Annotated in this window: 8 protein-coding genes; 3 read left to right on the top strand and 5 right to left on the bottom strand. The window is 74.9% G+C overall.

All coding sequences use genetic code 11. The annotated features are described in order from the left end of the window. Positions 1 to 269: 269 nt before the first annotated feature. Positions 270 to 1,256, top strand: coding sequence for a ThiF family adenylyltransferase (locus ACETWP_RS13385; RefSeq protein ID WP_373972754.1), 987 nt, complete (start codon positions 270 to 272; stop codon positions 1,254 to 1,256). A 9-nt stretch (positions 1,257 to 1,265) separates the two neighbouring features. Here the strand turns inward: ACETWP_RS13385 and ACETWP_RS13390 are convergent, their stop codons facing one another. Next, positions 1,266 to 3,383: an ATP-dependent DNA helicase UvrD2 gene (locus ACETWP_RS13390; protein WP_373972755.1), complete on the bottom strand. Its 2,118-nt coding sequence runs from the start codon at positions 3,381 to 3,383 to the stop codon at positions 1,266 to 1,268. Positions 3,384 to 3,387: 4 nt separating this feature from the next. Continuing rightward, the gene (gene nudC / locus ACETWP_RS13395; protein ID WP_373972756.1) at positions 3,388 to 4,374 is read right to left on the bottom strand and encodes an NAD(+) diphosphatase; all 987 of its coding nucleotides are present in this window, start codon (positions 4,372 to 4,374) and stop codon (positions 3,388 to 3,390) included. 147 nt (positions 4,375 to 4,521) lie between these two features. Between nudC and ACETWP_RS13400 the strand changes: the two genes are divergently transcribed. Next, the gene (locus tag ACETWP_RS13400; RefSeq protein ID WP_373972757.1) at positions 4,522 to 5,988 is read left to right on the top strand and encodes a phosphotransferase; all 1,467 of its coding nucleotides are present in this window, start codon (positions 4,522 to 4,524) and stop codon (positions 5,986 to 5,988) included. Positions 5,989 to 6,005: 17 nt separating this feature from the next. On the opposite strand, the gene ACETWP_RS13405 is transcribed toward ACETWP_RS13400, so the two are convergent. The 3 genes from ACETWP_RS13405 to ACETWP_RS13415 form a co-directional block, all read right to left on the bottom strand. Continuing rightward, positions 6,006 to 9,485, bottom strand: coding sequence for an ATP-dependent helicase (locus ACETWP_RS13405; protein ID WP_373972758.1), 3,480 nt, complete (start codon positions 9,483 to 9,485; stop codon positions 6,006 to 6,008). Beyond that, positions 9,482 to 12,610 (bottom strand): ATP-dependent helicase, encoded by a 3,129-nt coding sequence (locus ACETWP_RS13410; protein WP_373972759.1) that lies wholly within the window; start codon positions 12,608 to 12,610, stop codon positions 9,482 to 9,484. Before ACETWP_RS13410 ends, ACETWP_RS13405 begins: the two co-directional genes overlap by 4 nt. Before the next feature lie 110 nt (positions 12,611 to 12,720). Beyond that, positions 12,721 to 13,131: an MGMT family protein gene (locus ACETWP_RS13415; protein ID WP_373972760.1), complete on the bottom strand. Its 411-nt coding sequence runs from the start codon at positions 13,129 to 13,131 to the stop codon at positions 12,721 to 12,723. A gap of 91 nt (positions 13,132 to 13,222) precedes the next feature. Between ACETWP_RS13415 and ACETWP_RS13420 the strand changes: the two genes are divergently transcribed. After that, positions 13,223 to 13,906, top strand: coding sequence for a 3'-5' exonuclease (locus tag ACETWP_RS13420; protein ID WP_373972761.1), 684 nt, complete (start codon positions 13,223 to 13,225; stop codon positions 13,904 to 13,906). The last annotated feature ends 196 nt before the right edge of the window (positions 13,907 to 14,102 follow it).

Consider the following 14,102-nt stretch of genomic DNA (forward strand, 5'->3'; position numbering starts at 1 on the left):
TGAATTCGCGTTCCCTCGGTGACGCCGGCATCCTGGCTCCGCTCTGTGGGGGTGATCTGTGGGGGTGATCCGTTGAGGCCGATCCGGGTGTGGCTCATCCGTGGCCGGATCCCGCGACGGATCCGGGGGCTGCGACCCGGGACGGCGGGCCGCCGGCCGGCTGGCTCGACTCCCCCGCCCGGACCTGTGGATACCGCGGAATCGCCGGCGGTGCCGTGCCACGATGGCTCTCACGCATCCCGTCCGCAGCAACCGCCAGGAGGCTCCCCGTGAGGATCAACCCCGGACTTCGGGTCATCAGCCTAGCCGACGGCTCCGTCTGCATCGGCACCGGACCCGGGGCCCTGTGGATAGCCGGACTCGACACCGCCGACCGCGCGCTCATCGACTCGCTGGCCGCCGGCGACGGCCGCGACCCCGACGTCCGGCCGACGGATGCGCGGCGGCGGGAGCTCCTGCGCCTCCTCGAACCCGTGCTCGTGGACACGCCCCCGTACCGCCTCGCCGGCGCGCGCGGGGCCACTTTGGCGCCCGACGTCGCCCAGTGGTCCGCGGCGTACGGGCGCCACGCCGGACCGCTCGTCGAGCGGCGCGCCCGCGCGGTGGTCCGCGTGTACGGTCTCGATCGGTGTGGCCAGGGCATTGCCGCGCTGCTCGCGGCAGCCGGCGTCGGCACCCTCGTGCTCGGCGATCCCGCGACCGTGACCGCGGCCGATCTCGGGGCCGGCCTGCTGGGCCTGGCGGATCTGGGCACCCCGCGCCCGCGCGCCGTCGCCCGGCACCTGGCGCGGTCGTCGCCGCGGACCCGGATCCTCGAGTGGGTCCCGCGGATCGGGGACACTCCGCGGGAGGCCGACGCGACGGTCGCGGTGTCGCGCACCTGGCTCGGCACCTCGATCGCCGCGCATCTGGCCGCCACGCAGGTGGCGCACCTGCGCGTCCTCTTCTCCGACGCCGGGGCGCACATCGGTCCCCTGGTGGTGCCCGGCCTGACGACCTGCCTCGATTGCGCGCCGGCGCGGGAACTCCCCGTGGCGGCGGCGGACGGCGTCGGCGCCGCGCCGACGGACCCGGAAACCACACTGGCAGCCGCCGCCGCGGGCATCGCCGCGACCCAGCTGCTGGTGCTCGTGGACGGCGTCAACGTCCCGGCGGCGGCGGACGGCGTGCTGTCGCTGGACCTCGCGACCGGCGGACTCGGCCGCCGGCCGGTCTCCCCGCGGCCGGGCTGCATGTGTCTGCTGCGCGCGGCGTGAGGGCCCGGCTCAGGCGGGGTCGGCCCCGGCCGTCAGGATGTCCAGGACATCCCGTCCGTACCGCTCGAGTTTGCCGGCCCCGACGCCCGGGACCTTCGCGAGCGCGGACGCGTCGGCGGGGTTCGCCTCCGCCATGGCCATGAGCGTCGCGTCGGTGAACACGACGAACGCGGGAACCTCGGCCTCCTGCGAGACCCGCAGCCGCCAGGCGCGGAGCCGTTCGAAGACCGCCTCGTCGTAGCCGGGCGGACAGTCCCCGCAGCGCCCGAGCTTCCGCTCGGACGCCGTGGCCAGCAGGGTCCCGCATCCGCGGCAGGTGGGCGGACCGGCGGCCTTCCTCCGGCGCGGCGCGCGCGCGGCGTCCTTGCCCGCCCGCCCGGCCGTGGCCGGGCGAAGGCCGTCGAGGAACCGGGACGGCCGGCGGCTGGCCCGCCCGCCCGGGGTCCGCGAGAGCGACCAGCTGAGCATCAGGTGGATCCGCGCGCGCGTGATGCCCACGTACAGGAGGCGGCGCTCCTCGTCGTAGTCGGCCTGGTCCTCGGCGAAGCTGATCGGCATGAGGCCCTCGCTGAGCCCGACGAGGAACACCGCGTCCCACTCCAGGCCCTTGGCCGAGTGGAGCGACGCGAGCGTGACCCCCTGCACCGTGGGCGCGTGCTGGGTCGAGGCGCGCTCGTCCAGCTCGGCGACGAACTCGGCCAGGCTGAACGGCGTCTCGCGGCCCGCCCGCGCGACGGCCAGTTCGTCGGCGAGCGCCACGAGGGCCGACAGCGACTCCCAACGCTCGCGCACGGCGCCGCCCGCGGACGGCGCCTCGGCGGCGTAGCCGAGCGAGGCCAGGACGTCGCGGCAGACCTGCGGGACGGCGTCGTCCGTCGGGGTGCGTGAGGCGGCACGCAACTGCAGGATCGCGTCGCGCACTTCGCGTCGCTGGAAGAAGCGCTCCCCGCCGCGCAACTGGTAGCCGATCCCGTTGGACGCGAGGGCCTGCTCGTAGGCCTGGGACTGCCCGTTGGTGCGGAAGAGCACCGCGATCTGCGCCGCCGCGACGCCGCCGTCCATCAGGGCGCGGATCCGTTGGGCGACGTGCGCGGCTTCCGCCTCGTCATCGCTGCATTCGGTGAACTCGGGATCCGGTCCGGTCTCCCGCTGCGCGAGGAGCTCCAGGGGCGCGGGCCACTGCGCGTCCTGCCCGGCCACGCCCGGCTCGGGCCGCCGCGCGGCCAGCAGGCGGTTCGCGAGGTGCACGACCTGGGGCGTGGAACGGTAGTCGCGGACGAGCTTCACGACCGGCGCGCCCGGATAGCGCTTCGTGAAGCCGAGCAGGTGTGCCGGCGTGGCGCCGGTGAAGGAGTAGATGGTCTGGCTCGAGTCGCCGACGACACACAGCTCGTCGCGCCCTCCCAACCAGAGGTCGAGCAGCCGCTGCTGGAGCGGCGAGACGTCCTGGTACTCGTCGACGACGAAGTGCCGGTACTGCTCGCGCACGGCGGCCCCGACCTTGGGGTCCTCGTCGAGGACACCGACGGTCAGCAGCAGGACGTCCTCGAAGTCGATCATGTGCCGGTCGGTCTTGACGTCCTCGTAGGACTGGAAGAGCCGCGACACGGTCGTGTGGTCCAGCCCGGCCGGAGCGGAGCGCCCCACGGCCGCGGCCATGTACCCCTCCGGCGTGTGCATGGAGACCTTCGCCCACTCGATTTCCGCCGCGAGGTCGCGGATCGACGCCCGGTCCGTGCCGATCCGCAGGCGGCGGGCGGCCTCCGCGACCAGTTGCGCCTTGTGGTCCACGATCGCGGGGAGCTGGCCCCCGATGGACTGCGGCCAGAAGTACTGCAGCTGCCGGAGCGCGGCCGCGTGGAACGTCCGGGCCTGGACGCCGCCGGCCTCGAGGTCCCGGAGCCGGGTGCGCATCTCGCCGGCGGCCCGCGCGGTGAAGGTGACGGCCAGGACCTGGTTGGGCTTGTAGACGCCGGTGTGGACGCCGTACGCGATGCGGTGGGTGATGGCGCGGGTCTTGCCCGTGCCGGCGCCCGCGAGCACGCAGAGCGGCCCGTTAAGGCTGGTGGCCACCTCGCGCTGCTCGTCGTCCAGTCCGCCGAGGATCTTCTCTTCCAGTGTGGTCACGTGCCTAGTTCTCCAACTGCCGGGGCTCGGGCAGGGGCGCGCCGTACCACTGTTCCACGAGGGCGCGGGCGATCGAGACGCCCGCCGGAACGGTGATGGTCCCGTCGCGCACCTCCCTGGCCAGCTGGTCCCGGGTGAACCAGCGCAGGTCGACGATTTCGTGGCCGTCGGGAACGGTGTCCGTCGCGTCGGCCACGGCCGTGAAACCGAGCATGAGGGAGGCCGGGAAGGGCCACGGCTGGGATCCCGCGTAGCGCGGCGAGTGGACCGCGACGCCGGACTCCTCGGCGACCTCGCGCACCACGGCGGCCTCCAGCGACTCCCCCGGCTCCACGAACCCGGCGAGGGTGGAGAAGCGGCTGCCGCCCCACTGGGCGTTGGCGCCCAGGAGGAGACGGTCCTGCGCGTCGGTGATGGCCACGATGATCGCCGGGTCCGTCCGGGGGAAGTGCAGCGACCCGTCCGCCGGGCAGCGCCGGACCCAACCGCTCTGGACGGTCTCGGTGGCTGCGCCGCAGCGCGGGCAGTGCCGGTGGGTCGCGTGCCAGTTCGCGATCGCGACGGCCTCCACGAACAGGCCCGCGTCGCGCGCCGACAGCCCGGCGGCGACATCGCGCAGGCCCAGCCAGTCCACCCCCTCGGCGAAGCCCCCCGGTACCTCGGCGAGGTCGGCGAGGACCACCTCGGTGCCGTCCACACGGCCGAGGTAGACGAGGTTCTCCGCCGGGGGCAGCTCCGCGGGGCCCGTCAGCGCCAGCGCGCCGTCCACCACGGGGGCGCGGCCCCCCACGAGGACCAGGGCGCGCGTCGCGGGGCTCTCCAGGAGCCCGGGCAGCCAGGCCTCGTCGGCGCGGCGCTCGCAGCCGCGATCCACCGCGCCGCGGGCCAGCGGCAGGTCGGCGAGGAGCGGGAACGGATCCGCGGAGACCCCGTCGGCGTCCCGCCCGGGGCCGAGGACGGAGGTCGCGGGGGCAGGCTGGCGGAAAGTCATGCCTCCTACGGTACTTTCACCCCGGCACCGGACGCACACCGGCGGCCGTTCGCTGTGGACGCCGGAGCCTTCCCGCGACTCGCCGCCGCCCGAACCCCCCGCCGGGCCGTCGCTGCGCATACGGTGGAAGGCGTGAAACGCTCTCCCATGGAACTCGCCGCCATCGCCACGGCCGCGGTGCCCGGATTGACGCCGGTCGGCGTCGCCGGCATCCCCGACGACGCCGACGACTTCGACGCCGCCGTGATCGTCGACGGGCAGCGGAACCGCTGGCGCGTCCGCTCCCCCCGGCACGCCGAGGCGAGCATGCGCTTGGAGACGGAACTCACGGCCCTGCGGTCCTTCACGCCCGGCATCCGCGCCGACCTTCCCTTCCGGCTGCCCTCGGTGGCCGGCACCGTGCGCCAGGGTTCGCTCCGCACGTTCGTGTACAACCACCTGCCGGGCTCGGTGCTGGATCTCGACGAGCTGATCGCCTCCGGCGGACGGACCGCGGAGGACATCGGCCGGACGATCGCCGCGATCCACGGCCTGCCGGAGGACGTGGTGGACCGTGCCGACCTGCCCAGCTACACGGCCAACGAGTTCCGCCAGCGCCGCCTCAACGAGCTCGACCAGGCCGCGACGACGGGCCGCATCCCCGCGCGGCTGCTCCTACGGTGGGAACACGCGCTGGAGGACGCGGCGCTGTGGCGGTTCAACCCCACGGTGGTCCACGGCGACCTCCACGAGGAGAACCTGCTGCTCGAGGACGGCAAGATCACGGCGGTCACCGGCTGGACCGATCTGCGGATCGGCGATCCGGCCGACGACCTCGCGTGGCTCGCCGCCGCCCACGAGCAGTCTTTCGCGGACAGCGTCCTGGAGGCCTACGTCGCGGTGCGCGGCAAGCGCTCCGACCCGCACCTGATGCGCCGCGCGGCGCTGGCCGCCGAGTTCGCGCTGGCCCAGTGGCTCGCCAAGGGCATCGCCGCCCAGGACCCCGAGCGCATCGCCGAGGCCGAGCAGATGCTGCGCGACCTGGACGAGGACATCGCCGAGTACGGCGGGCAGCCGATCAGCATCGTCGAGCCCACGCATGCGCCCGGCGACGGGGCCCCGGACACCGGCACGGGGAATCCCGACAATGTCGCCTGGATCGGCAGCGCCCACGCGGCAACGCCGGGTGCGCCGGGATCCGGACGCGACGCCGCATCGGGAGGCTTCGAGTCCGACGACCGGCTCGACTCCGACGACCGCGGGGAAGGCGGCGATCCGGTGCGCGGCGGCGGGCCCGGGCACGCCGACGGGCATCCAGGCGAGGAGCGGCATCCCGGCGCGGAGGGCGCCCCGGCCGGGTCCGGGCACCCGCACGGCCGGGCCGACACCGGCCCCGATGCCGACACCGCGGGCGGCACCGCGCCGGCGGACGAGGCCGGGCCGGAGGACGGTCCCGACCCCGGGGACGGTTCCGCACCCGAGGACGACGCCGTCATCACGGAGCCCGGGACCGCTGCCGTCCGACCCGTCCGGGACGGGGACGTCGTGCACCTGCCGGTCTCCCCCGCCCCCTCCGAGCTGCCCACCTCCGCCATCCCCGTCGTCGTGGTGGAGCCCAAGGACCGGGACGGGTAGTCCGCTCCGGCGCGCCTCTAGTCCCCCGCGGGGGCAAGCGCCGCGGTGATGAGGCGGACCAGCTCCGCCTCATCCGCGAGATCGTGCGGTCGGATCGTTCGCCCCTCGCCCACGTAGTAGAACGCCGCCTTGACGCTCGACGGATCGATCCCGTGCAGCCGCGCCCAGCCCAACCGGTAGACGGCCAGCTGGAGCGACTTCACCGCGAGCTCCCGGCCCGCCGGGACCCGCCCGGTCTTCCAGTCGACCAGGATCCACGACGGTTCGCCGCCGGCCCCTTCCTCGCGGAACACGGCGTCGATCCGGCCGCGCACGCCGACCGGTCCGACGCGCGTCTCGAGGGGGACCTCGACGAACGCCGGCTGCCGGTCCGCCCACTCCGAGGCGAGGAACGCCGCCTTCATCTCCTCGAGGCCGTAGCGGTCCTCGACATAGGCGTCCGCGGCACCGGGGAATTCGCCGAGGTCGAGCATGCCGGTGGTCCCGTAGTGCTCCTCGACCCAGGCGTGGAACGCGGTGCCCTTGCGCGCCGCGACGCCGGGACGCCGCGGCACGGGACGGCGCAGTTGCCGCAGGACCGCATCCGGGTCGGTGGCCAGTTCGACGAACAGCGAGGCACGCACGTGCCGCGGCGTTTCCGGCGGGCGCACCCCGTCGGCCTCGCGCTCATGCCGGGCCAGCAGCAGCGACGCCTCGCGGTCCCACGCCCGGCCGGCGGGCGTCGCCGGCCGTGGACCGCCGGACGCGTCGCGGCCGCCCGCCGCCGGATCCCCGGGACCCGGGGAGTCCGGCGCGGGTTCCGCCCGGTCCAGGGCCGCACGCACCGCCGCCGCCGCAGCCTCGAGCCCTTGCCGGCGTCCGCGGGGGCGCCGTTCCTCCACGCCGCCGCGGACCCGGACCGGCCCCTCGAGGGGGTCATAGGGCCACACCGCCTCGACGGGTTCCTCGCGGTAGGGGTTCTCGTCGGGCGCGGACTCCTCGTCGCTCCACACCGTCACGCCCGCGGAGGGCGTGGGGCCGTCGGCGAGGGGCAGGAGGTCATTGAGGAACAGCGAGGGCGCGGTGGGCTTGGAGCGCGTCCCGGTCCACACGGTCGCCGAGCACAGCAGCAGGTCCTTGGCACGTGTCAGCGCCACGTAGGCCAGGCGGCGCTCCTCGGCCTCCCCGTGTCCGATGACCCGGGCGCGGAAGTCCTGCTCGGCCTCAAGGGCCTCGAACAGGCTCGGCTGGTCGGTGTCCCACTGGGGAAGGTCGTGCCGGTCTCCGCGCAGGAACCAGGGCAGGGCGCTGTCGCCCGACGTCCAGCGCGAGTCGCGGGCGGTGGGGAACACGCCGTCGTTCAGCCCCGTCACGGCCACGACGTCCCATTCCAGGCCCTTGGACGCGTGGATCGTGAGCAGTTGGACGGCCTCGTCTGTGGCCTCCTGCTGCACGACCTCCAGGCCGCCCTCCTTGGCCGCGGCCGCGTCGAGCCACGCCAGGAAGCCGGGCAGGTCCGTGCGCAGCGAGGAGTCCGAGTAGCCGGCCGCGACGTCGAGGAACGCGTCCAGATGGCGCCGCGCCGCGTGGATCCCCACGCCGGGCTTCGCGGCGACTTCGATGTCGAGCAGCAGGGCGCGCTCGACCTCGTGGAGCAGGGTCGGCAGGTCGTCGTCGACGAAGGCGCGCAGGCGCCGCACCTCGGACTGGAGCCGCGAGAGGCGGTCCAGCGCCTCCGCCGAGAGCGAGCGGCCGTCCGCGCTGGTCCAGCCGGGCCGCGGCAGCCAGTCCAGCGCCTCGACCAGGCTGGCCGCCTCGGACAGTTCCGAGCGCGCCTCCGCGCGGCCCTCCGAGGGTCCGTTGTCGTCCGAGTCCACGTCCAGCGGCCGGCGCTCGCGGATGGCCGCCTCCCGGCGACGGGCGAGGAAGCGCGACCAGTCGGAGAACGCCAGGAGATCCGCCGGCCCCAGCCGCCACCGGGCGCCGGCGAGCAGCCGCAGCAGGGCGTCCGAGCGCGCCGGGTCCACGAGCACGCGCAACGTCGCCACGAGGTCGGTGATCTCCGGCATGCCGAGCAGCCCGCCAAGCCCGACGATCTCGTAGGGGATGCCCCGTTCCATCAGGGCCTCCGCGATGCCGCCCAGCTGTCCGCGCGTCCGGCACAGCACGGCCATGGTGGGGGCGCGGCCGTGCCGCGCGCGGAAGTCGTGGTGCTCCGCGAGGAGGAGGCCCGCCAGATGGGTGGCCTCGGCGGCGCTGGTGTCGTGGCGGCTCAGCTCCACCCGGCCGGTCCCGGCGAACGGGCTCGGCACCAGCGGCGGGACGGCGATCCGCCCGGCGCCGCGGTTGGGGTCGACCCGGTTCAGGGCCGCGGAGACGGCGTTCGCCGCCTCCAGTACGTTCACCGAGTTGCGCCACGCGGTCGTCAGGAACGCGACCGGCGCCGGGACCGCGCCGTCCGGGCCCTCGGCCGGGAACTCCTGCGGGAACCGGAACAGCTGCCCCGCGGACGCTCCCCGGAAGCCGTAGATGGACTGGTTGGGGTCCCCGACCGCGGTCACGGCGTGCCCGCCGCCGAAGAGGCTGGAGAAGAGGACCATTTGCGCGTGCGAGGTGTCCTGGAACTCGTCGAGGAGCACCACCTTGAAGCGCTCGCGCTCGGCGGCGCCCGCCGCGGGAACGGTGCGCGCGATCCGCGCGGCCAGCGCGACGAGGTCCCCGTAGTCCAGCACGCCGCGCAGGCGCTTGGCCTCCGCGTAGCGCGCGGCCAGCTCGGCGACGGTGGCCCGGGTGCGCAGCCTGTTCAACAGCTCGACGGCCTTCTGCGCGGGCGGGGTGGTCTTGCCTTCCCGGTAGGGCAGTGCCGCGAGACGCTCGACCAGCGCGTCCAGACGGCCGCGGGCCTCGCCGTGGTCCACGAGGTGCTCCGCGCACTCCCCCGCGAAGGTGACGACGGCGTCGACCAGGGTGGACTTGGAGGCCACGAGGTGGTCGTGCGCGCCGTCGTACTGCTCCACGACGGTCGAGGCCAGTTGCCACGCCTGGGCGCTGCCGAGCAGCACCGTGTCGCTTTCGACGCCGATGCGGAGCCCGTGGTCCTGCACCAGGGTGTTGGCGTAGGAATGGTACGTGGAGACGCTCGGCTCCAGCGGCGCGTCGTCCTCGGCCGCGGGGAGCAGGCCGCTGGCCGCGAGGGTCGCGAGCTGCTGGCGGATCCGCTGGGCCAGTTCGCCCGCGGCCTTGCGCGTGAAGGTGACGCCGAGGATCTGCTCCGGCCGCACGTGGCCGTTGGCCACCAGCCACACCACGCGGTCGGCCATCGTGGCCGTCTTGCCGGATCCCGCGCCGGCGATGACGAGCATCGGTTCGAGCGGGGAGCTGATGATGCGGGACTGCTCCGGGGTGGGACGGTGCTGGCCGAGCAACTCGGCCAGCTCCTCGGGGTCCAGGATGCGCCGGGGCTCGTGGTCGGCCACCAGCACCGCGTCGTGGGAACCCAGGGACGGTGTGTCGCTCACGGTTCGGTCACCTGCCTTCCTTCGCTGCAGAGCGGACAGACGGACGGCAGCCGGCACGACGTGCCGGACCGCCCGCCCCTGGTGGGGTCGTGCCGGGCCAGGAAGTCCGCGGCGCCCATGAGGCCGGCGGCCTCCAGGACCATCGGCGTCGCCCAGTCCTCGTCCTCGACCGCCGGCTGGGCCTGCTCCCGCGGGGACTTGGCGGCGGTCCCGAGCTGGACCAGCGCCGCGCCGCCGGGGCGCCCGGGCAGCGAGTCGCCGAGTGCGCCGGCCAGCACGGCGGCCTGGTAGCTGCCCAGCTGGGCGTTGCGGTCGACCTCCTTGACGGCGGGCTGGGACTTGCCGGTCTTGAGGTCCACCACGTACGGACGGCCCGCGGCGTCGACCTCCACGCGGTCGATCACGCCGCGCAGCCGCGCGGAGACCCCGCCGCCGGCGACCTCGACGTCGAAGTCCACCTCGCGGCCGACAAGGCTCCGCCCCTCCTGCCGCATGAGGATGCCGTACTGGGCCAGCTTGCGCAACATCGTCTCGGCGCGTTCGCGGTCGCGGGCCGTCTCCCAGTTTGCGGGCAGGTCCAGTTCGGGCCAGCGGCGTTCCAGCTCCGCCGCGTAGCGCTCGCCCGTCGCGTCCGGGAGTTCCTCGGCGATCGCGTGGACGAGGGTGCCGAGGCTGCGGGCGAAGTCCGTCGCGGCCTCTCCGCCGGCGGCCTGCACGAACCAGTTCAGGGGCGACTCCAGCGCGGCCTCCACGCGGGACGGGGACACGCGCACGGGGTGCCCGTCGGGTGCGACCGGAGCCTCCGAGGTGGACGGGAGCAGTCCCCACCAGCTCTCGGGCGCGGCGCCACGGACGGTTCGCGGGCTCGCGGCGAGGCGCGCGAGGACGGCCGCCGCATCGGCGCGGACCGCGTCCTGCGCGCCACCCTCCAGGTTCTGGCGCAGCGTCGCCACCAGGGAGGCGAGGGTGCGCGGTCGCGGGACGTCGGTCAGCGGGCGCGGGCGCTCCGGATCGGTCCACGGCTGCACCAGGTCCAGGAACTGCGAGGGTTGCAGGTCCTCGGACGCGACCCCGATGCACACGAGCGTGTCGCGGGCGCGGGAACACGCCGTCGCGAAGGTGCGCAGCTCGTCGGCGCGCGTCGCGCGCAGCCTCGAGGCCGGATCCCGCTGGGCGAGGGCCGACGGGCCGTTCTCCACGACGTCGGACAGGGCCCCGCTGCCCAGCAACTCGCCGCGCAGGCGCGTGTTGGGCCAGATCCCCTCCTGCAGGCCCGGCACCAGGACCAGGTCCCATTCCCGGCCGGCCGCCGACGCGGGGGTCACGACCTCGACGGCCGGGCCGCTGCCGCCGCGGCCGGCGAGCGAGTCCATGGGCAGCTCCTGGCCGAGGACGTGGTCCACGAACTGGGAGACCGTCGATCCGGGCAGCTGGTCGACGAACCGCTCGGCGGCCTGGAAGAGGGCCAGCGCGGCGTCGAGGTCGGCGTCGGCGCGGCTCCCGGAACTGCCGCCCGCCACCGCGGCGTCGCCCCACCTGGCGGCCATCCCCGAGGCCTCCCACAGGGCCCAGAGCGCGGTCTCGGCGTTCGCCTCCGGCCGTGCCAGTTCCGCACGCAGGGCCAGCAGCATCCTCCCCAGGCGTCGCGCGCCGCCCGCCTCCCGCCCGAGCGCCTCGAGCAGGGGCAGGTCCGAGAACATCTGCGCCAGCAACTCGCCGCTGCCCCGCTGACCGCCCGCGACGCGCTCCTCCCGGCGGAGCGCCTGGCGCAGGCGGCGCACGTCCAGCGCCGTCGACAGCCCGTAGCGCGATCCCAGAAGCCCCTCCACGGTCGCCGCGTCCACGGCCGGGCCCTCCCCCGCGACCTCGGCGAGGCCGATCCGCAGCAGCTCGAGCAGCGGCCGCACGGCCGGTTCCTCGCGCAGCGGGATATCCGCCGGGGGCACGGAGACCGGGATGCCCTGGTTGCCGAGGTGCCGGGCCACGGCGCGCACCTGCCCGCCGTTCCTGACGATGACGCCGATGCGTTCCAGCGGCCGCCCGGACATGAGGTGTTCCTCGAGGATCCGCTGCGTCAGCAGGCGCATCTCGTGGACGGGCGAGTCGACGAGGTGCGCCTCGACCCTCCCGGCGGGACCGGCGTCGTCCGTCTCCGCGAGTCGGCGCCCCGCGCCGCCCGCGGCCACCGGGATGCGCCGGGCCACGCGTCCCCAGGCGCGTGCGACGTCCCGGGGCATGCGCAGGGATCCGGTGAGCTCGATGACCAGCGGCGGGCGGGCCGCCGAACCGTAGAGCGCGTCGAAGCGCGCCAGCAGGTCCGGCCGGGCCCCGCGGAACCCCTGGACCACGTTGTCCGGCGCGGCGAACGCCAGCAGGTCCGCGTCCGCGCACAGGGCCGCGAGCAGCCGGTGCTGGGCCGGGTTGGCCTCCTGCAGGTCGTCGACCGCCACGAGGCGCAGTCGGTCGCGTTCCTCCGCCAGCAGCCGCGGATGGGCCTGCAGCAGGTCCGCGGCCGCGGTGATGAGGCCCGCCGGGTCGAAGGCCTCCGCGCTGCCGAGGTCCAGCAGGTCGCGGTACTCCTGGTAGAGCGTGGCCGCCGCCGTCCACTCGGGCTTCCGGCAGCTCCGGCCGAGGTCCTGCAGGTCCCCCGCCTCCAGCCCGTGCTCGGAGAGCCGGTCGAACAGCTCGCGGATCTCCTTGCGGAATCCCCGGGTGCCGATGGCCTCGCCCAGCGACTCGGGCCAGTCCGGGCCCCTGGTGAGCCCCTCACCGTGGCCCGCCAGGAGCTGGCCGATCAGCGTGTCCTGCTCGGGACCGGACAGCAGCCGCGGCGGGCGCTCCACGGAGGGCAGGTAGCCCTGCAGGCGGGCGCGGCGGATGAGGTCGAAGGCGTAGGCCGCCCAGGTCCGCACCGCCGGTTCGGAGAAGGTCTTGTCCGTCCCGGCGGACAGCGCGTCGCGCAGGCCGGCGGCCGCGGCGCGGGACGGGGCGACGACGAGCAGCGACTCCGGCGGCAGGCCACCCTCGAGCCGACGCACGACGGCGGCGAGCAGCGCCGTCGTCTTGCCGGTTCCCGGTGCGCCGAGGACCAGGACCGGGCCATGGCCCGCGGCGAGGCCTGCCACGCGGTCCTGCTGCGGTGTGGGCTCGCGGGACGCGGACGGGGCGCACGGCGCGGGGGTGTCGCCGGGGGGACGGGTGGCGGGGGCTGGGACCGGTGGTGTCACGCTTCCCATCAAACCATCGGTGTCCCACGCTTTGGCGCGGCGCTGTGCGAGAGTCCCTCGGCGAGGGCATCGATCTCCGCGAAGTCCCGCTCCGTGGGACGCCAGCGGGCGCGCGCCATGTCGACGCGGCCGCCCCGCAGCGGGGTCGCCTCGGCGGCCCAGTGCTCCTGGGCCTCCGCGGCCAACGGGTCCGGCAGGGTTCCGTTGGCCCGGATCACGCGCCACCAGGGGACGACGCCGGAGCCGGGCCCGCCGTCCGCGCCGCGTCCACCGGCCACGCCGGAGCGCGACATCGCCGCACCGACCTGGCGCGGACCGCCGGCGTCGAGCAGTTCCGCGACGTCGCCATAGCTCAGGACGCTTCCCGGGCCGACGAGGCTCGCCACCCGCAGGACGGCATCGGCGTAGTCGTTGCGCATGGGCTCCAGCCTAGAGGCCGGCGCGCGGGCATTGTCCACGGTCGGCGGGGTGTGCGCCAACGTGTCGGTGCCGGACGGTAGCGTTGACGGCATGAGCAACTGGCATGAACTCCCCCGGGCAGCGTTCGATCTCGAGACCACCGGCCGCGACCCCCAGGAGGCGCGCATCGTCACCGCCTCCGTGGTCGTCGTCAACGGCCGTCAGGAGATCGTCAACCACCGCGAATGGCTGGTGAACCCCGGGGTGCCCATCCCGGACGAGGCCGCCGCCGTCCACGGCGTGACCACGGAGCGGGCGGTCGCCGAGGGCATGGACGCCGCCACCGCGACCGCCGAGATCGCCGCGCACCTGCGCGACCTGTTCCAGACGATGCCCGTGCTGGCCTTCAACGCCAGCTACGACTTCACGGTTCTCGCCCGCGAATGCGAGCGCCACGGCGTGGACCCCATCCATCCCGCGCCGGTGATCGACCCGTACGTGATCGACAAGCAGGTGGACAAGTACCGCCGGGGCAAGCGCACGCTGAGCGCGATGTGCGAGTTCTACCGGATCCCGCTGGAAAACGCCCACACGTCCGTCGCCGACGCCGCGGCGACCGTCGCGGTCGCGCAGGCGCAGGTCACCAGGTACGGCGCGCAGCTCCTGGTGGACCCGATCCAGCTGCACGGCGCGCAGGTCGGTTGGGCCGCGGAGCAGGCCGCCGGCCTGCAGGAGTACTTCCGCCGCAAGGATCCGGCGGCCGTGGTCGACGGCTCCTGGCCGCTGCGCGCCTGAGTCCCGGCGGCGACCGGCGGGCGACCGGGCGGCCCGTGTGCCGGACGGCACACGTGTCCCGCGCAACACCGCGGCGCCTGTGACCGGGACTCGCCGTCCGGTTGTTCCGCCGCAGGAGGCGTTTGGGTGACTTTATTCGACGTTTCCCCGGTTTCCTCGTCCGCGACGGGCCACAGGTGCGTATGTGACGACGATT

The organism is Arthrobacter halodurans (assembly GCF_041877255.1).
Classification (GTDB): Bacteria; Actinomycetota; Actinomycetes; order Actinomycetales; family Micrococcaceae; genus Arthrobacter_N; species Arthrobacter_N halodurans.